General features: G+C 73.2%; 12 protein-coding genes. 1 reads left to right on the top strand and 11 read right to left on the bottom strand.

The window, feature by feature from the left end; all coding sequences use genetic code 11:
- Positions 1–48: 48 nt before the first annotated feature.
- From ACIP98_RS18745 to ACIP98_RS18725, 5 genes are all read right to left on the bottom strand, one after another.
- Complete coding sequence (locus ACIP98_RS18745) at positions 49–1,077, bottom strand: ketoacyl-ACP synthase III (RefSeq protein ID WP_319659361.1); 1,029 nt, start codon at positions 1,075–1,077, stop codon at positions 49–51.
- Positions 1,074–2,834, bottom strand: a complete 1,761-nt coding sequence (locus ACIP98_RS18740) for a CoA-transferase (protein ID WP_319659362.1) — start codon at positions 2,832–2,834, stop codon at positions 1,074–1,076. Before ACIP98_RS18740 ends, ACIP98_RS18745 begins: the two co-directional genes overlap by 4 nt.
- Positions 2,831–4,123, bottom strand: a complete 1,293-nt coding sequence (locus tag ACIP98_RS18735) for a beta-ketoacyl-[acyl-carrier-protein] synthase family protein (protein ID WP_319659364.1) — start codon at positions 4,121–4,123, stop codon at positions 2,831–2,833. Before ACIP98_RS18735 ends, ACIP98_RS18740 begins: the two co-directional genes overlap by 4 nt.
- A 710-nt stretch (positions 4,124–4,833) precedes the next feature.
- A complete protein-coding gene (locus tag ACIP98_RS18730) occupies positions 4,834–5,583 on the bottom strand; it encodes an enoyl-CoA hydratase/isomerase family protein (protein WP_401976907.1) in 750 nt (249 codons plus the stop codon).
- An 8-nt stretch (positions 5,584–5,591) separates the two neighbouring features.
- The gene (locus ACIP98_RS18725) at positions 5,592–6,212 is read right to left on the bottom strand and encodes a response regulator transcription factor (RefSeq protein WP_319659366.1); all 621 of its coding nucleotides are present in this window, start codon (positions 6,210–6,212) and stop codon (positions 5,592–5,594) included.
- Positions 6,213–7,377: 1,165 nt separating this feature from the next.
- Between ACIP98_RS18725 and ACIP98_RS18720 the strand changes: the two genes are divergently transcribed.
- A complete protein-coding gene (locus ACIP98_RS18720) occupies positions 7,378–10,830 on the top strand; it encodes a phosphodiester glycosidase family protein (protein WP_401976906.1) in 3,453 nt (1,150 codons plus the stop codon).
- A 40-nt stretch (positions 10,831–10,870) separates the two neighbouring features.
- On the opposite strand, the gene ACIP98_RS18715 is transcribed toward ACIP98_RS18720, so the two are convergent.
- The 6 genes from ACIP98_RS18715 to ACIP98_RS18690 form a co-directional block, all read right to left on the bottom strand.
- Complete coding sequence (locus ACIP98_RS18715; protein ID WP_401976904.1) at positions 10,871–11,386, bottom strand: hypothetical protein; 516 nt, start codon at positions 11,384–11,386, stop codon at positions 10,871–10,873.
- Between the two features lie 57 nt (positions 11,387–11,443).
- Positions 11,444–12,160, bottom strand: a complete 717-nt coding sequence (locus ACIP98_RS18710; RefSeq protein WP_401976903.1) for a VOC family protein — start codon at positions 12,158–12,160, stop codon at positions 11,444–11,446.
- 64 nt (positions 12,161–12,224) lie between these two features.
- Entirely contained in the window at positions 12,225–14,408 is a 2,184-nt protein-coding gene (locus tag ACIP98_RS18705) for an alpha-galactosidase (protein WP_401976901.1), read from the bottom strand.
- 93 nt (positions 14,409–14,501) lie between these two features.
- Positions 14,502–15,851 carry a sugar ABC transporter substrate-binding protein gene (locus tag ACIP98_RS18700; protein WP_319659371.1) on the bottom strand — a complete coding sequence of 450 codons (1,350 nt, stop codon included), beginning with the start codon at positions 15,849–15,851 and terminating at the stop codon, positions 14,502–14,504.
- Positions 15,848–16,858 (bottom strand): acetylxylan esterase, encoded by a 1,011-nt coding sequence (locus tag ACIP98_RS18695; protein WP_319659372.1) that lies wholly within the window; start codon positions 16,856–16,858, stop codon positions 15,848–15,850. Before ACIP98_RS18695 ends, ACIP98_RS18700 begins: the two co-directional genes overlap by 4 nt.
- Complete coding sequence (locus ACIP98_RS18690; protein WP_401976899.1) at positions 16,852–19,275, bottom strand: glycosyl hydrolase family 95 catalytic domain-containing protein; 2,424 nt, start codon at positions 19,273–19,275, stop codon at positions 16,852–16,854. The genes ACIP98_RS18695 and ACIP98_RS18690 overlap by 7 nt, the downstream gene beginning before the upstream one ends.
- Positions 19,276–19,302 lie beyond the last annotated feature (27 nt).

The raw sequence follows: 19,302 nt of genomic DNA, 5'->3' as shown, positions 1-19,302 counted from the left end.
GTCCTTCGGGGGATCGGATGTCTCAGCTGGTCGCGCCCGGCGGAGCGGTCACGAGTGGCGCAGCAGCATGGCGCCCCAGCTGTAGCCGCGGCCGATGCCGATGGTGACGATCAGGTCGCCCGGGCGGATCGTCCCGGCGCGGACGTTCTCGGAGATGCAGCTCGGGATGGACACGCTGGAGGTGTTGCCCCGGTGCTGGATGTTGGTGAGCACCTTCTCCCGCGGGATGTCCAGCGTGGCGCACACCTGGTTGATCATGTTCAGGTTGCCCTGGTGGGGCACGAACCAGTCGACGTCGTCGACCGTGAGCCCGTTGCGCTCCAGGATCTCCCGGCCGACCTGCGAGAGCAGTTGCGGCCCGACCTCGCCGACCTGGCGGCCGCGCATGACCATCTTGTCGTTGTCGTCGATGTCGAACGCGTCGAAGTACGAGCCGTCCGCGTGCAGCGCGACGTCCAGCAGGCCCGGCCCCTGGGTGTCGGCGGACCACACGGCGGCCGCGGAACCCGCGCCGAACAGCACCGAGTAGCGGTAGTCGAAGTTGAGGATCGGGCGCGGGTTCTCGGCGCAGACCACCAGGGCGTTGCGCATGCCGAGCGCGGGCAGCATCGAGGCGGCCACGGCCGTGCCGTACATGAAGCCCGCGCAGGCCACCGAGGTCACGTCGAAGCAGGTGGCGTGCCGCAGTCCGGCCTGCCGCTGCAAAGGCAGTGAGATGTCCATGTAGTTGTTGGTCGCGCTGGACGGGTTGGTGCGCGGCCGGGTGGTGGAGGTGGTGCCGATCACCAGGTCGATGTCGTCCGGCTCCAGACCGGCGTCGGCGAGCGCCGCGTCGACGGCCAGCGCGGCCATCTCGACCGCGCGCTCCTTCTCGTCGCCCGGCCAGTGGCGGCTGACCACCCCGGTGTTCTCGCGGATCCACGCGTCGTCGATGCCGAGGGCGTCGATCCGCTCGAAGTGCTCGTTGGTGATGGGCTCACCGGGGAAGTAGTGGCCGATGCCGGCCAGCCGGACGGGCGCGATGGCCGTCGGCGGCAGCGGACGGCGGAGTGCGGTGACGTGCTCGGTGGCGGTCATCGGTAGTGGCCTTCCGGGTCCATGCTGCGCAGCAGCGTGAGTTCTTCGGTGGTGACGGCCTTCTCGTCCACGAGCCGGTCGCCGACGCCGCCGGCGGCCGTGGGGTCCTCGGGTCCGGGGAAGGACCAGCCGGTCAGTTCGCGGACCGCGCGGGCGGGTGTGTCAGGCGGCTCCGCGGCGCCGCGGCCGGGCACCGGCGGCAGCCAGGTGGTCAGCCGGAAGGGGGTGCCGGGTCCCGGCCGGCTGAACCGGCCGAACTGGCTGACCACGTCGCGCACCCGCTCACCCGGACTGGTCAGGTGGGCGAGCCGGGGAACGTACCGTCGCGGCGAGGCGGCCGCGACGACGACGCAGTCCACGGTGGAGGCGATGTCATTGGCGCCGCCGGAGCCGGTGATCCAGCGGCCGTCCGGCAGCAGGGTGGTGTTGATGTTCCCGTCCGCGTCGAGTTCGGCGGCCGACAGCACCCCCAGGCAGCGCGGGTTGGCGGCGACGGCGGCGCCCAGGGTCTCGGCCACTCCGGCGAGCATCCGGGACCGTTCGGCGTGCCGCTGGCTGAAGAGGAACACGTCGCCGGGCTCGGGGGCCATCTGCTGCAGGCCGAGTTCGGCGACCGCGTCGACGGTGATGCCCCGGTCCGCCAGCAGGCGGACGGCCAGCCATGCCGCCATGTGCGAGGTGCCGATCCCGGCCAGCAGCGTGTCGTAGCCGCGCTCCTCGACCAGGTCGGCGACCGCGCGGGCGGCGAGCACGATCAACTGCTCCTGCTCGGTGGGCGGGGCCGCCTCCGCCGCGGTGACGCGACGGCCGGTGTCCCGCGCGGTCGCCGCGGTGGGCGGGTAGGCGAGAGAGTCGCGGCGGCCGGCGCCGAGCCGTTCCAGGTACTCCTCGTGGCCGCTGACGCCACCGACCCAGGTGTCGTACCAGCCGGCCGCCGTCCCGGGGTCCTTGCAGGCGTTCACGATGTCGGTCAGGAAGGCGTAGTCGTCCAGGTAGCCGCTCACTCCCGCCAGGCCGCCGGTGCGCAGGGACTGCGGGTGCGCGCCGAGCGGCGCCTCGCACAGGCCGAGCACCCGCCGGGCCGGGATCACCACCCGGTCCGGCATCGCGGCCACCACCTCGTCGTCCACGATCGCCTCCACCGAGACCAGGACGCCCTCGGTGGCGGCGTAGGCGGCCCAGGCGCCCTCGCCGAGCGGCGGGACGGCGACAACGTTGCCGTGCCGGTCGGCGCAGACACCGTGGAAGAGGGTGACGTCCGGCCGCAGCGGGCTGAGCAGGGTCACCGTGCGGCCCGGGTCCTCCGGGTGGGCCACCACGTGCAGGGTGCCCTCCTTGCCGTGCCGCAGGTCGGTCTGCGCCAGCCGCGAACCGGTCGTGGCGAACGGCTGGCCGAGCGCGGCGGCCATCAGGCGCTGCGTGTAGCCGAGCAGCGACCACAGTTCGACCTCGAAGGGCTCGCCCGTGGCCAGGTCGCGGTAGAGCCGGTTGGGGCGGGGCGACGGATAGGTGTCGCCGACGAAGCCGGTGATGACCTTGCGCACCGCGCCGGACAGCGCGAGCGCGTGCGCGTTGGAGTGCACGGCGGTGGTGCTCACGGTGAGGCTGCCGGTGCCCGCGAAGACCCGGCAGACCGCGTTCAGCAGGGCGTTGGGCCGGGACATGGTCGCGGCGGCGTGCACGTGCGCGCCCTGCCGGACGAAGCGCCGCACCAGGTCGTCGGGGTCGGCCGCCAGGTACGGCCGCACCGCGGTCACACCCGCTCCAGGGCGATCACGGACGTCTGGCTTCCGAAGGCGAACGACAGGGACACCGCGAGGTCGAACTCGGCGTCCCGCGGGCCCTCGGCGACATGGTCGTACGCGCACTCGGGGTCCGGCGTCGTGTGGTTCGCGGTCCGCGCCAGCCGCTGGTGACGGAGCATCAGCGAGGTCGCCGCGACATTGATGATCCCCGCCATGCCGAAGGTGTGGCCGTAGACGGGCTTGTTGGAGCCGTGCGGAGGCAGGTCCTCGTCGGCGTGCCCGGGCAGCAGCCGGCGCAGCGCCCGGCTCTCGGCGATGTCGTTGTAGCGGGTGGCGGTGCCGTGGCCGCAGACGTAGCCCAGCTCCTCGGGCTTGCGCCCGACCTCGTCGAGCAGTCCGGAGACGACCGACGCCGTGACGTCGCCGACCAGGTCCATGCTCGTCGCGTGGTGCGCCTCGTTCAGCGCGCGGTGGCCGAGGACGCGGGCGTAGATCCGGGCGCCGCGCTCGCGGGCCGAGGACTCCCGCTCCAGGCAGAGCGTCATCGCGCCCTCGCCCAGGGCGAAGCCGCGCCGGTCGCGGTCGTACGGCCGGACCGCGGTCGCCGGGTCCTCGCTCTCCGGCGAGAGCACGCCGTCGCCCAGTGCCAGGTAGCAGCGGGCGACCTCGGGGACGATCGGGAACTCGTGGCCGCCGGCCAGCACCACGTCCGCCGCGCCGGAACGCAGCTCGCGCAGGGCGAGTCCGATCGCGTGGTGGCCGCCCACGCAGGCGCTGCTGATCGTGGTGACCAGGCCGCGCGCGCCGACGTCGATGGCCGCCAGCGTGGCCGGGCAGCCGGCCAGCCCGCGGAACATGCCGGTGCCCTTGCCCTGGTAGGGGTCCGCTCCCGGCTCGGCGTGCATCGCCTCGCGCCACCAGGACAGGGGGCCGCGGGAGGACGACTGGACGATGCTCAGCCGCTCGGGGGCGACCTCGCCGCGCGCCAGCCCGGCGTCGTCCAGCGCGTCGCGGACGGCGGCCATCGTCGCGAGGATCTCGCGGTTGTACTTGGCGGCGTGCGCCTCGGGCAGCCCCGGCAGCCGCGTCGGGTGGTCGAACGCGCCCAGCTGCGCGGCGGCGTGGACGGGCAGGCCCGCGGCGGCGAACTCGGGCCGGTCCAGCCCGGTGACCTGGGAGGTACCGGTCTCGATGTGGCTCCAGAACACCTCGGCGTCCGGCGTGCCGGGCAGCGCACACCCGATGCCGGTCAGTACGACGGAGTCGGAAGGGTCGGGGACGGAAGCTGTCCTGCTGTCCATGCGACGAAGCTACGGCCGGCCCCGACGGCGGTGGAATTGCCGCCGGGTACTCTCAGGTCCCCCTCACCCATGACCCCCGGTACCCATCGGGCGAAGCCCGCCACCCGGGCGGCACCGGACCGCCACCTCCACGTCATCGACGGGCACCTCCGGCCCGGGCGAAGCGGGCGCACGATGACTCGCCGGCGGTCTGCCGATGCCTCCGGGGCACGCGGCCGGGACCGTCCCCCGGCGGCGCCGACGGGGGTACGGGCGAGGCACGTCAGCGCACCGGGCCCCCTTGTTCCGGAGAGCTCCCGGACCGGGAGGACCGTCGCGCCGACCGCTCGTCAGTGGTCTGCCGATGCCTCCGGCGCTGTCACGGTGGGGAGGTCCCGCCTGACCCCAAGTCGCCGACACGCGACTGTGGGCCACAACGGCGCAAACGCCCAGAGCGCTTGGCACCGCACCCGGTCCCTCGGCCACCGGTGCGCGAGCGCGGACACGCGGTCCCGGAGCCCCCTCCCCACCGCGACGGCGGAAACACGAAGCAAGGGAGTCAGCCGCCGCCCACTAGCGCGGCCGCACGCGCCAGACGACCGCGCTCAGGACGCCCAAGCAGGGCAGGCCAGCCCTCAGCCCAGCGCTGCGCACGCGGGCGCGGACACACGGTCCCGGAGCCCGCAGCCCCCACCCCACCCCACCGACGGCGGAAGCACGAAACAAGGGGATCAGCCGCCGGTCTGCGGCCGGCCCATCGCCGCCGCCCACCAGTGGCCGTCCTCCACGGCGAGCGCGGCCGTACGGTCCAGGTGCCCGGAGTCGCGCAGCAGGCGCACGCCCGACGTCAGGAGGTCCGCGCGCCGGCCCGCCACGCGGGCCGCCAGTTCCCGTCCCGCCGCCAGCGCGGTGCCGTCGGGCACGACCGCCTCCACGGCACCCAGCCGGCCCAACTCGGCGCCGGTGACCCGCAGTCCGGGCACCAGGAGCAGCCGCGCGGCCGTGCCGCGCCCGGCCCTGCGGATCAGCGAGTGCACCGCCCCGCCGCCGGGCACCGCGCCGACCTCGAGTTCCGGCAGGCCGAACAACGCGTTTTCGCCGGTTACCACCAGGTCGCAGGCGAGCGCGAACTCCAGGCCGCCGCCGAGGGCGTACCCCTCCACGGCGGCGATCAACGGGAACGGCGCCTGGTGCAGCGACGCCAGCACTGACCGGAAGTGGCGGCGCCGCACCGCCCGCCGCGACAGATCCCGCCAGTCGGGCTCCCGCGTGTCCGCACCGCTGGAGAACGTGCCGCCCGCGCCCGTGAGCAGCAGGGCGCGCGGCGCCCGACCCGCCGGGGCGCCGGCGAAGCCGCCCAGCACGCCGTCCAGTTCGGCGAGCAGCCCCGTCGACAGCGCGTTGCGCACCCGGGGCCGGTTGAACGTGACAACGACCACCGCGCCGTCGTCCTCGACCAGCAGTTCCGCGGCCTCCGTCATGTCCCCCGTCACCCTGCCTCGATCAACTGGAACAGCTCCTTGCGCCCCGAGACACCCACCTTGCGGAAGACCCGGCTGGCGTAGTTCTTCACCGTCTGGCGGGTGAGGACGAGTTCGTCGGCGATCTCCTCGTTGGAGCGCCTGCGCAGCAGCAGCGCGAGCACCTGCTCCTCACGGCCGCTCAGCTGCCACGTGCCCTGCGGCGGGACGTCCGCGCCGGGCACCGGGCGCCCGGGCCGGTCCTCGTCCCCCAGGTACCAGAAGGTGCCGCCGCCGAAGACATCGTGGAGCGCCTTGACGATGACCTCCGGCGGGCACGACTCGTGCACAAAGCCCGCGACTCCGCTGCGGATGCCCTCCACGACGAGGCGCGGCGTGTTGTCCCGGCTGTAGAGCACCACCCGGGTTCCGCTCCGGCGCATCAGGGCGTCCCGCCACCTGGGCCACTGCTCGTGCTCCACCAGCATCACGTCCGGCCGGCCCGGGGGGATGTCGTGCGCGGTACGGAACGCCGGTAAGGCCCCCAGCACGGTGATGCCCGGGTCGTCTTGGAAGAGGTCCAGAAGCGCTTTCCTGATCAGGGGAGAAGAATGCAGGACGAACAGGGTCAGTCCAACCGCTTGCGCCATACCAGGGTCCCCACCCTCCGGTGCCGCCGGACCGCATCCGGCTCGTTGTCACTGGCTACGTCGTCGATCCGGCGTACACCGTGGCCACGCGTGCGGGAGCGACGCCTCTGCTCGGTTCCAGGGCAGCCCGGGCACGCCCGCCGGGCACGGGGACCCGTCCCGTCACGGCCGGCGAAACGCGCTCTCGGGAATCCTCGCCACGCAGCGCGAAAACCCCCGGCACAACAGCCACGTTGCTGCCGGCATTCATCTTCCCGGAGGACCGGCAACAGGCCGGAGCCCCCGCGTTAAGCTTCGATGACCTTTCCGACCCGACGGCTCGGTAACAATTAACCGGAGTCGATCGCGTCGTCGGGGGCGCGCCCGGCCGGGCGCGCCCGTACCGCCGGGACCTGGCCACATCGTCCCGCACCTGCTGTATACGGTCATGACTTCCGCCTCCGCCGACCGGAGTTCGCGGCCAGTGATCACTGGCACGAATATGAACCCGCCGCGATGGGGAGCCGCACCACGGAATGGCCGAATACGGCACGTCTGCAATGACCGGTGGGCGGCACGGTGCGACGTCGGAAAACCTGCGAACACGCGCGCCATTCGCACAATTTGATGCCGTAGCCGCCGGAACCCGACATGTACGGCCGGCGGGGGCGATGGTGCGGCGGCCCCGGACACGGTGCCGTCACTACCCCCTCCGGGGAACAGGCGCGACAACCTACGAAGGGGGCAGGGGAGTTGGGGGCACCCCCGGCCGGAGGCTGGGGGAGGGTGGGCGTTCTGGACTGTGGAGCATATGTGGGTGCACAACCCGGGATGAGATGAGCAGGTACCCGAGGCACCTAAATGTGCTGTCCAGAATGCCCAGCCCCGGAGGCCCCGCACCCGTTCCCCACGAAACGCGCGCCGGGCGCGTGACTTCACAGGGCTGGGGGCACCCCCGGCCGAAGGTTGGGGGAGGGAGGGCGGGCGGGTAAACACCCCGGCACAGCGGCCACGCGCCCACCGCACAGGAGCCGGGCTCTACACCAACACGCCCGCTCACAGCGGGACACGTCACAGGAAGTTCACAGCGAACATCCCCGATGATCATCTGTTTCGGGGCACGGCGACACCAACGGCACATCGACTGAGCCTGACCCCGACCACCCGCACGGAAAGAAGCCGGCCAGTGCCCCTCCCCCTTGACTCCGTCGTCGCGCGGCCGCGTGCCGCGGCCCGGCGCGGTGCCGTCGTCCTGGCCTTGGCCACGGCGCTCAGCATCGGCGCCGGGATGATGACGACCGCCCAGGCGCTCACGCCCGAGCATCTGATGCCGGCGTCCGTCGACGCGCCGAAGCCCGCCGGTTCCGTTCAGGAATTGATCCCGAGCACGCCCGGCCAGTCCATCGTCACGCGCGAGGACCGCACGCCGATCGCGCCCGGGCTGAACCTCACCCGATTCGACCGCTTCGAGGCGGACGGATGGGTGCGCGGGCAGGTGCTCGTCGCGGACCTCGCCGACGACCGGGTCAAGGTGGACTACATCTCCTCCGGCACCGTCACCGGCAAGGCCCCGGTGACCGAGCAGGCCAGGCACGCGGGAGCGGTCGCCGCCATCAACGGCGACTACTTCGACATGAACGACACCGAGGCCCCGGTCGGCGGTGCCGTGTCGCGGGACGGCGGCCTGATCAACTCGCCGACCGAGGGCCGCAGCCAGACGGTCGCCATCGGCGCGGACGGTCTCGGCAGGCTCGCCCAAGTGTTCCTGGAGGGCGAGGTCACGGTCGGCGGTTCGCAGCACCTGAAGCTGTCCAGCGTCAACTCCCCGGTCCTGGCGGCCGGCGGCATCGGCCTGTTCACCGACCAGTGGGGCCCGTCCCCGCGCACCAAGCCCGTGAGCGGTGCGACCCGTGTCGCCGAGGTCTGGCTGCGCGACGGCAAGGTCACCGAGGTGCACACCTCGGTCAGCGGTGGCCCCGTACCGGCCGGCACCAGCGTGCTGCTCGGCCGTGAGGCGGGCGCCGACGCGCTGGCCGGCCTCGTACCCGGTGACTCCGTGAACGTCGCCTACCGCCCGCGCGCCGACTTCGGCGACGTGGCGGTCGCGGTCGGCGGCGGCCAGGTCCTGGTCGCGGACGGCGTGGTGAATCACTACACCGACGGCGACACCGTCACCGCCACCTCGCGCACCAGCGTGGGCTTCTCGGGCGACGGCCGCACCATGTACCTGGTCGCGATCGACGGCAAGCAGACCAACAGCCGCGGCATGGACCTCAATGAGCTCGGCGCCTTCATGAAGGGCCTCGGCGCCGTCAACGCCCTCAACATGGACGGCGGCGGCTCCACCACCATGGCCGCGCGGCTGCCCGGCGAGAGCGTGACGGGCCTGGTCAACAGCCCCTCGGACGGCTCGGAGCGCCAGGTCGCCAACGGCCTCGGCCTGTTCGCCGCCCCCGGTTCCGGCGAGGCCCGCGGCTTCCGGGTCCTGCCCGCCCTGACGGCGGACGGCTCCGACAAGGTCTTCCCCGAGTTGCACCGCACCCTCAAGGCCCTGGCGCATGACGAGACCTACGCGCCCGCGCCCACGCCGCGCGTGCACTGGCGGGACGACTCCCTCGCCGCGGTCAAGGGCGGCGACGGCACCATCGCCGTCGTGACCGGCAAGCACTCCGGCACCAGCGAGATCGAGGCGACCTCCGCCCACGGGGTGAGCGGCACGACGAAGCTGACCGTGCTCGCGCCCGCCGTACGGATCACCCCGAGCAGCAGCCTGGTGGCGCTCGACGGTCCGGAGGACTCCGCCCGCCTGACGATCACCGGCTACGACGCGCTCGGGGACTCCGCCCCGATCGAGGCGTCCGACATCGAGGTCACCGGCGGCGACGGCGTCGTCTCGCTGACGCCCGCGGGCGACGCGACCTTCACGGTGCGCGGCCTGGCGGACGGCGCCTCCACCACCCTGCACCTGACGGTCGGGAAGATGACCACCGACGTGGCCGTCACCGTAGGCCTGGCGGAGAAGAGCTTCGCGGACCTGTCCGACGCGGCCGCCTGGACCTCGGCGAACGACCGCGCCCCCGGCGGCTCGGTCACCCCCGCCGCCGGTCACGACGGCGCGCCCGGCCTGGCCCTCACCTACGACTTCACCAAGTCGACCGCCACGCGCGGCCAGTACGCCGTGCCGCCGCAGCAGATCCAGCTGCCCGGTCAGCCGCAGGCCGTCACCATGTGGATCAACGGCGACGGCAACGGCGAGTGGCCGCGGCTGCAGTACCGCACGGGCGCGGGCGTGACCGCCAACCTCGACGGCCCGCTGATCACCTGGACCGGCTGGCGCAAGGTCGAGTTCCCGGTGCCCGTCGGCACCCCCTACCCGCTCACCTTCCAGCGGGTCCGGCTGCTGGAGACCAGTGCCGCCCGTTCGTACACCGGCAAGGTGACCGTCAGCGACCTGCGGGTCAAGGTCGCACCCGACGTGGAGCTGCCCGCCCGGCCGACGGTCGCCGACCCGGTGGTGGTGACCAACGGCACCGTGGACGGCCGTCCGCTGCGCGTCGCCGTCATGTCCGACGCCCAGTTCGTGGCCCGCGACCCCGGCAGCCCGCTGGTGGAGGCGGCCCGCCGGACGCTGGCCGAGATCGCCGACGCCAGGCCCGACATGCTGGTCATCGACGGCGACTTCGTCGACGAGGGCTCGCCGGCCGACTTCGCGCTGGCCCGCACGCTGCTCGACGAGTTCGACGCCCGCACCGGCGGCACGGTCCCGTGGCACTACGTCCCGGGCAACCACGAGGTCATGGGCCCCGGAACGCCCGTCAACTTCACGGCGGAGTTCGGCGCCACCACGTCGGTCTTCGACTCCGAGGGCACCCGCTTCATCACCCTCGACTCCTCCAGCGGCACCCTGCGCGGCGGCGGCTTCGCCCAGCTCCAGCTGCTGCACGACCAGCTCGCGGACGCGGCCGCGGACGGCTCCGTCAGCGGCGTCGTGGTGTTCGAGCACCACCCCACCGAGGACCCGCTGCCGGACAAGGCCAGCCAGCTCGGCGACCGCAAGGAGGCCGCGCTCGTCGAGCGGTGGCTCGCCGACTTCCGGGCCGACGGGCACAAGTCCGCCGCGTTCGTCGGCGGTCACGTGGGCGCGTTCTCGGCGTCCTCGATCGACGGCGTCTCTTACCTGGTCAACGGCAACTCCGGCAAGAACCCTGCCAGTACGCCCGACAACGGCGGCTTCACCGGCTGGACGATGCTGGGCATCGACCCGGCCAAGGGGAAGGTCCCGGACGCGTTCGCCGTCCCCGCCCGTGACGCCGACGCCTGGCTGCGCGCCGAGGTGCACGTCCGCACGGACGCGGTGGACCTCAGCGCGCCGGACAGGCTGACGGTCGGCGACCGGGCCGAGGCGTCGGCGACGGTCACGCAGGACGGCACGCGTGTCGTCCCCGTGGCCTGGCCGGTCAGCGCCTCCTGGACCGGCTCGCGTGTCGAGATCGCCGGCCGCACCGAGGACGGGTCCGCGGTCGTCTCCTACGACCCGGCCACCGGCGACCTCACCGCGCTCCGCGCCGGCACCGCGGTGCTCCGCGTCACCGTCAACGGCATGAGCACCGAGCGCACCATCACGGTGGGCCGCCGCTGATCCCCGGCCCGGCGACCGTGCCTCCCGCACGGTCGCCGGGTCACGGCGCGACCGCCCCGCCGGACGCCACCTGGGTCCTGCGCCACTCCACTTCCCGGGTGGTCATGGGGACGTGGATCTTGTACACGTCACCGACCCGCAGACGGTCCGGCGTGCTGTACTCGCCGTGGGTGCCGATGACGGAGATGCCCACCTGGGCGCGGGGCTGCCAGAAGGTACGGAAGTACGGTGCGTTCGCCGTGTGTTCCGGGATCTCCACCAAGGGCACGCCGCGCCGCTCCAGCAGCCGTCGCAGCTTCTCGAACCGGAGCCGCGGCGCGAATCTGCCGTACCGGGCGCGCAGCGTCTCGTTCACGAGGCGGCGGTCCCGGTGCGCGAGCCGGTGCACCTGCAGGGTGACATGGTGCCCCTCCCACGGTTCGCCGCGGGAAGCGCGGGTCCAGTGGAACTCGGCGAGGCCGTAGTCGCGGACCATGCTGTACCTGCCGATGACGTTCTCGGCGACATCCGGTCCCAGCACCTCCGTCGCACGGTCGGGGGACTCCGTCGGGCCCACGCCGAGCACGGTGCCGGTCGTGGACGACGTCCAGGTAGAACGCCAGGGAGTGCGGGGTCACGGACCGGCCACCCGCGGGGGAACCTCGTCCCGGCCCTGCCAGGTCGTCACGCAGGCCTCGTTGCCCTCCGGGTCGGCGAGCACCCAGAAGGCCGGGGCGCGGCTCGCGGACACGAGCCGCCCCCCGGCCGCCAGCGCCGCCTCGATCCGGCGGGACGCCTCGTCGTGCGGAACGCTGATGTCGAGGTGGATGCGATTGCGCTGCGGGCGCGGCCGGTCCATCTGCTGGAACCAGACCGCCGGGCCCTGCCAGTGCGGATCGACCAGCGCGTCCTCGGGACCGTCGGCGCCCGCCTCGTCGGCGTAGCCGAGCACCGCCTTCCAGAACGGCCTGATCCCGGCGATGTCCAGCGCGTCGATCGCGACCTCCAGGAGCTGCACCGATCTCGGCGCCCCCGCGCCGGCTTCGGAAACCGTCGCGAACCCGGCCGCACGCAGCGCGGCGGTGATCCGCCGCGCGAGGTCGACGTCCCGGGCGGTGACCGTCGCGTGCGCGACCGACTGCAGGGCGAGCAGCACCCGCCCGGGACGGATGTCGACGCGCAGGTGCCGGTCGGCGTCGTCGCCGCACGCGGCGACGGCGTCCGCCGCCAGGCCGGTCCCCCGGGCCATCGACCCGACGGGGACCGACGTCTGCAACGTGCCCAGCACATACCGCCACCCGTGGTCCTCGACCGCGTCCGAGGCTTCCTGCCGGCTCAGTGTCCGCTCCATGCGCACATCCTCGCAGCCACCACCGACAGACAGGGCGCTTCCGGTGCTCGGGAGTCCCCGGGCCTCAGCCCGCGCGCCGCACCTCGATCAGGAGTGCCTGCTCCGGGTTGAGTTGGGGCATCGGGAGGCCGGCGGAGGCGAGGACCGCCCCCGGGAGGGGGAGCCAGCCGTCGATGGCCGCGGGGAGCCAGGAGGGACCGCTGGTCTGATGGAAGGAGGGCAGACCGAGGTCGGTGCGGACGCGCACCTCATAGGGGTGGGCGGGGTCGAGGCCCGGGAACTGGACGCGGCCGGACTGGCCCTCGGAGGAGGTCGCGACGCGGGCCCAGCAGTAGACGGCGGCGGTGCCGTCGTGGGCGACGACGCCGTGCAGGAGGGTGGCGTCGTCGGGGAGGTCGGCGCGCACCGTGCGGCCGCCGTGCAGCAGGGGACGCAGTTCGCGGTAGAGGGCCGTCCACGCGCCGAGCCGGGCGATCTCCTCGGGGGTGCAGCGGGTGAGGTCCTGCTCGATGCCGGCGTGACCGAACAGTGCGGTGGCCATCCGGAAGGCGTCGGAGCTGACGCGTGCGGTGGTGTGGCTGGGAGTGGCGCCCACATGGGCGCCGACGAGCTCGGGCGGCAGCAACTGGCCGGTCCACCGCTGGATGGACTGCCGCTCCACGGGGTCGTTGCAGTCCGAGGCCCACACGCGGTCGGTCCTGGCGAGGATGCCCAGGTCGACACGGCCGCCACCGCTGGCGCAGCTCTCGATCTCCAGCGCCGGGTGGCGTTCCTTGAGCGCGTCCAGCAGCCGGTAGAGCGCCACGACCTGGGCGTGGCCGGCGGGGCGGTCCCCGGGGCCGTGCACGGCCTCGTACAGCTCCCGGTTGTGGTCCCACTTCAGGTAGGCGATGCCGTACGTGGTGATGAGGGTGTCCAGCGCGTCCAGCAGGTACGCGGCGAGGCCGGGCTGCGACAGGTCGAGGGCGTACTGGTGCCGGGCCGTGGGGCCGAGGCCGGCGGCGGGGCCGAGGACCCACTCGGGGTGCTCGCGGGCCAGGTCGGAGTCGAGGTTGACCATCTCCGGTTCGAACCAGAGGCCGAACTCCATGCCGAGGGACCGCACGTGGTCGACGAGCGGAGTGAGCCCGCCGGGCCACACCTTCGGGTCGACCGTCCAGTCGCCGAGTCCCGCGTGGTCCGAGCGGCGGCCGCGGAACCAGCCGTCGTCGAGCACGAACCGTTCCACGCCGACCTCGGCGGCGCGGTCGACGAGCCGCAGCAGGTGGTCGAGGTCGTGGTCGAAGTACACGGCCTCCCAGCTGTTGAGGATGACCGGGCGCGGGCGCCGGGGGTGGCTGGGGCGGGCCCGCAGCAGGGTGTGGAAGCGCTCGGCGAGGCCGTCCAGGCCCGCGCCGGACCAGGCGTAGTGGCACACGGGGGTCTGGTAGCTCTCGCCGGGGGCGAGCCGGATCTCGCCGGCGCGCAGCAGTTCGCCTCCGCCGAGGACCGCGGTGTGGCTGCCGGCGCCCTCGGGCAACCGCTCGACCAGGTAGCGCTGGTCACCACTCCAGGCGACGTGCAGGCCCCACACCTCGCCGTCGCGGAAGCCGAAGCCGGGCACGCCGACGGCGACGAGGTACGGGGAGTCGAGGCCGGGCTTGCCTCGGCGGACCTCGCGGGCATGGGTGCCGAAGCCGACCGGGCGCCGCTGCGGGGAGCGTTCACGGCTCCACTTGCCGGTGAAGTCGAGGATCTCGCCGGCCCGCCGGGGCAGCGGCAGCCACACGGTGGCCTGGGCGAGGTCGTACGGTGCCGGGTCGGCGGTGGTGTGCCGGGTGATCCCGGCGTGGACGGCCAGCACCCCGGACGGGTCCAGCCGGTATGTGACGGCGATGTCGAGCCCGGCGGCTCCCTCGGTGAGGGCGACGGTCAGCTCGCCGCCGCCCTCGGGGTCCTCCCGCAGGGACGTGCCGGTGGTGATCAGCCGCGGCGCCGCGGAGCCGCCGTCGACGTGCCCGTTGTGGGCGGGGGTACCGGCCCATCCGTCGGCCTCGGTGGGCCAGATGGTGTACCGGCGCGGGATGTCCACGGCGTTGTTGAGGACCGCGGGTTCGGCCGTCAGGGCCAGCGCGGCGAGGTCCGCGGTGGACAGGTCGCCGAGGTCCTTCCCCCAGTGCAGGACTCTGGGCACCGGCTCGGTGAGCTCCAGGACGAACGCGGTGCCGGCCGCGCGCAGGGTGACGATCCGCGCGGTGGTGTCTGCCATGGGGGTCCTTCCTTTCGATGTGCCCCGCCGCCCGGAGGAACCCCGAGGAGGGGCCGCGTCCGGGCGGCGGTTCTGCGGGTCACTGCAAGTGGATCAGTTTTTCGCGAGCAGCGTCTTGCTCTGATCCTGCATGCCGGTGAAGACGGAGTCGTCCTTCTGCCCGGCGAAGTACGCCTCGAAGAGCGGGTTCATCGCGTCCTGGACGGCGGCGCCGTTGCCGTAGACGGGAGAGGGGTAGAGGACCTTGTTCTTCAGCATGTCGGTGAAGACCGTCAGGTCGACACCCTGGGCGGACAGCGCCTTGGCGGAGGCGTCCATGGAGGCCGGGATGGACGGGAAGAACGTCCCGGTGAGCGAGGCCTTGCTCTGGCAGGCCTCGGAGCCCATGTACGAGACCCACTTCCAGGCCAGGTCCGGGTTCTTGGTGCCGGCCCAGATGTTGTTGCCGTTGGAGTTGCTCATCACGGCGCGGGTCGTGCCGTCGGGGCCGTACGGGGGCGCCGCGATGCCCGCCTTGATGCCGGGGATCTTCGCGAAGGTGGAGGCCTCCCAGGAGCCGCCCATCTCCAGGGCGACCTTGTGGGAGGAGAGCAGGTCGACGTCGCTGACACTGGAGGTGAACTCGCCGATCTTGGGCGCGTAGCCCTTGTCGGTGAGGGAGCGCACCCACTTCATCGTCTTGATGAAGCGCGGGTCGCCGTAGTTGAACACCGTCGGCCAGCTCTGCTTGTCGCCCAGGCGCCACCCGGTGCTGGAGACGAAGGGGCTCCAGGTGGTCTGGCCGATGAAGTCCTTGGCCGCGATCTGGCCGAAGCCGAAGGTCTTGACGTGGGCCTTGTCGAAGCCCTTCTCGTCGCCGCGGTGCCCCTTCTCGTCGATGGTGAGGTGGGCGATCAGCTTGCCGAAGTCACCGCCGTCGTCGGGGTTCCACTTCAGCGAGTCGAGCTTCTCCTTGGTGTAGCCGGCCTTGGTCAGCGCGTCCTGGTCGTAGTACAGGGCGGCCGCGGCCCAGTCGAGCGGCAGCGCGTACTGCTTGCCGTCGGTGAACTTCCACGCGTCCACGCCCACGGAGAACCGGGACATGTCGAACTTGTCCTTGGCGATGAAGTCGTCCATCGCCAGGAGCTGGTGCTGCGTGGCGTAGGCCTGGAAGAACTGCACGCTGTTCTGGAAGGCGTCGGGGGCGTTGCCCGCGACGAAGCCGGCCGTCAGCTTGGTGAAGTAGTCGTCGACGGCGTACTGCGAGATCTTGACGGTCGTACCGGGGTTGGCCTTCTCGAAGTCCGTGGCGCAGACCTTGTACGCGGCCGCCTGCTTGTCGTCCCAGGTCCACCAGTTGACGGTCTGCGAGCCGCCGGCCGAGGACGAGCCGGACGAGCAGGCGGAGAGCACCGCCGCGAGGCTGAGCGTGGCGCCCAGCGCGACGACCTTGCGTATTCTCATGATTCCTTCTTTCGGGACGGTTCCGGGTGAGCGTGGGACGACGTCTTGAGGAGCGCGCGGAAGGCGCTCAGCGTGATGGCCAGGTCCTCGGAGCCGCCGGCGTCGTGGCCGTTGAACTCCCACAGCCGCATCTGCTTGGGCCCGCCGTAGGCGTGGTAGGCGGCGATCGCCGTGGCGGGCGGGCAGACCTGGTCGCGCAGCCCGGCGGAGAACCAGGCGGGGGCGGTGGCGCGGCGGGCGAAGGCGAGGCCGTCGAAGTAGCCGAGCGTGCGGAAGGTCTCCTCGACCCGGTCACGGCGGGCCGCGAGGTAGCCGACGATCTCCGCGTAGGGCTGCTCGCCGGTGAGGCGGGTGGCCTGGCGGATGTCGCAGAGGAACGGGGACTGGAACTGTGCGGCCGTCAGGTCCGGTACGAGCCCGGCGACCGCGAGCGCGATGCCGCCGCCCTGGCTGGGGCCGGCGACGGCGACCCGGGCGGGGTCCACGTGCGGCGAGCCGCGCAGCGCCTCGACGGCGCGTACGGCGTCGGTGAACACCCGCCGGTAGACGTACGTGTCCTTGTCCTCGATGCCGCGGGTGAGGAACCCGGGGTGGGAGGGACCGCTGCCGACCGGGTCGGGCGTGGCGCCGCCGCCCGCCCAGGCGCCGCCCTGACCTCGGGCGTCGACCAGCAGGTGGGCGTAGCCGGCGCAGGCCCACATCAGGTCGTCGACGGGGGCGCCGCGGCCGCTGCCGTAGCCGTGGAACTGCACGACCGCCGGCAGGGGGCCGCCGCGGTGCCGGGGCATCCGCAGCCAGCCGCGCACCGGGTGGCCGTCGAAGCCGGGGAAGACGGCGTCGAAGACGTCCACGGCCTCCAGTCCGGTGTCGACCGGGGTCAGTTCGAGGCGGGCGTCGTGGGTCCGTGCGCTGTCGAGGGTGTCCTTCCAGAAACCGTCGAAGTCGGCGGGCTCCTGGTACGTGCTGCGGTAGGACCACAGGTCGGGGACGTCCTTCTCGGTCAGCACGGCCGGCCCTCCCCGTGCTGCCGGAGGTCGGCGCCGAGGGTGACGGCGGTGCCGGCGGGAACGCGCAGTTCCACGGTGCGGTCGCGGTGGCGGACGCGGACCGGCGCCGCGTCGTCCCCGGTGTGCCGGCGGATCGTCACGGCCGTCAGATCGCCGTCGCGCCAGGTGAAGTCGGCGCCGAGCCCGCCGCGGCAGCGCAGGTCGGCCGCCTGGCCGTCGGGCCACCCGGAGGGGAGGGCGGGCAGCAGGTGGACGGTGCCGGTGTGGCTCTGCAGCACCATCTCGGTGAGGGCGGCGGTGAAGCCGTAGTTGCCGTCGATCTGGAACGGCGGGTGGGTGGAGAAGAGGTTGGGCAGCAGTCCGCCCCATTGCGATCCGTCGACGGGCGCGTCGGTGCCCGGGTCGCCGGCGAGCGGCCGGGTCGCCTCGTCGAAGAGGGAGCGGGCCGCGGCCGCGTCGCGCAGCCGGGCGCGCAGGGCCATCTTCCACGCCCAGGACCAGCCCATCGCGCCGGGTCCGCGCCGGTCCAGCAGGGCGGTGGCGGCCGCGGCGAGTTCCGGGGTGGCGTCGGGGTCGATCCGGCCGAGCGGGTGGACGGTGACCATGTGCGACAGGTGGCGGTGGTGCGGGTCCTGCTCGGGCAGGTCCTCGGCCCACTCCTGCAGCCAGCCGCCGGCGGCGATGCGCGGCGGGTGCAGCTTCGGCAGCGCCTCGCCGATGCGCGCGGTCAGCGGGGTACCGAGGCCGAGCAGTTCCGCGGAGCGCAGGGTCCGTTCGAACACCGCGCGGATCAGTGCCATGTCCATCGCCGTGGAGCGGGTGACCGAGGCCGGGGCGCCGCCGGGGGTGAGGAAGTGGTTCTCCGGCGACGTGGACGGCAGGGTGTCGAGCCCGCCGGCGCCGTCGTCGACCAGCCAGTCGAGCAGGAACTCCGCGCAGCCGCTGAGCAGGGGCCAGGCCCGCTCGCGCAGGAAGGCGCTGTCCTGCGTGAACTCATAGTGGTCCCAGACGTGCTGCACCAGCCAGGCGCCGCCCATCTGCCAGATCGCCCAGGACGCCGCGCCGTGGCCCATGCCGACGGGCAGGGCCCAGCCCCACATGTCGGTGTTGTGGTGGGCGACCCAGCCGCGGGCGCCGTACAGGTCCCTGGCCACCTCCCTGCCGTTCGCGGCGACGCGGTCCAGCAGGTCGAAGAGCGGTTCGTGGCAGGAGCCGAGGCCCGCGGCCTCGGCGGCCCAGTAGTTCATCTGGGTGTTGATGTTGATGGTGTAGTTCGAGGACCAGGCCGGCCGCAGGTCGGCGTTCCAGATGCCCTGGAGGTTGGCCGGCGGACCGGCCTGCGGGCGGGAGGCGGAGGCGAGCAGGTAGCGGCCGAGCTGGAACAGCACGGTGGCGGTGAGGAGTTCGTCGTCGCCGCCGAGGATGTCGCGGGCCACGTCGTAGGTGCCCGAGCGGCGCGGACCGATGCGCAGCGACGTGCCGCCGAGGAGGCCGCGCAGGTCGTTCTCGTGCCCCTTGAGCAGTTCCCCGGTCCCGCGTTCCGCGGCCCGGGCGGCGCTGCTCGCGGCGGTGTCCAGATGTCCGGCGCGGTCGGCGGGTCCGGCCAGGCCCCGCCAGTGCCGCAGTGCCGCGGTGGAGCTGGCCACCACCGCCAGGAGCCGGGTCGCGCCGGTCACCCGCAGTCGGCCGGCGTCCGCGGTCACCTCGCCGTCGGTGTCCACCCGCAGGGCGAGAGCGCCGAACGGGTCGTAGCCGTCGACGGGGCCGTCGCCGTACCGCAGCGGCTCCTGGACACCGGGTTCGTGCGCGGGCGCGCCGTCGACGGGGATCTCCACGCCCAGGACGACGCCGTTCGCGTCCGCGGCGCGGTGGACTTCCTTGAGCGGGCTGGTGAGTTCGAGCCGCAGGTCCAGGCTGCCGCCCTGCGCGACCAGGTCGGTGCACAGGGTCCCGGTGCCGGCGTCGGCCCAGGTCCTGCGGTGGACGACGGTGCCGGAGGCGAGCTCGAAGGCGTCCTCGGCGAGGCCGTTGTCGAGGTTGAGGGTCCGCCCCCGGTACGTGGCGTCCGCTCCCCCGGAGACGGTCAGCCACAGGTCGGCGTAGGGCAGGTACTCCTGGCTGTAGGGCCCCTCGAAGGCCATCAGCAGTTCCTCGGCGCGGTGCGGGTCCCCGGCGCGCAGGGCGGCGCGGACCTCGGCCAGCCGCTCCGGGCCGGCACCGGCGGCGACGACGTCGGCCAGGGCCCTCGCCGGTCCCGCGGGGGTGCCGGACCACACGGTGGAGTCGTTGATCTGGACCCGGGCGCGGTGGGCGCCGCCGAAGACCATCGCGCCGAGCCGGCCGTTGCCGACCGGGGCGGCCTCGTTCCAGGCGGCCGCGGGCGCGGGCCAGCCGAGCAGGAGATCAGTGGGGTTCATGAGGGTGCCGTCCAGGTGCGCTTACGC

It is taken from the genome of Streptomyces sp. NPDC088354 (genome assembly GCF_044753585.1).
Classification (GTDB): Bacteria; Actinomycetota; Actinomycetes; order Streptomycetales; family Streptomycetaceae; genus Actinacidiphila.
The sequence above is the reverse complement of the archived record's forward strand: the minus strand, read 5'-3'. Positions and strand labels throughout refer to the sequence as shown.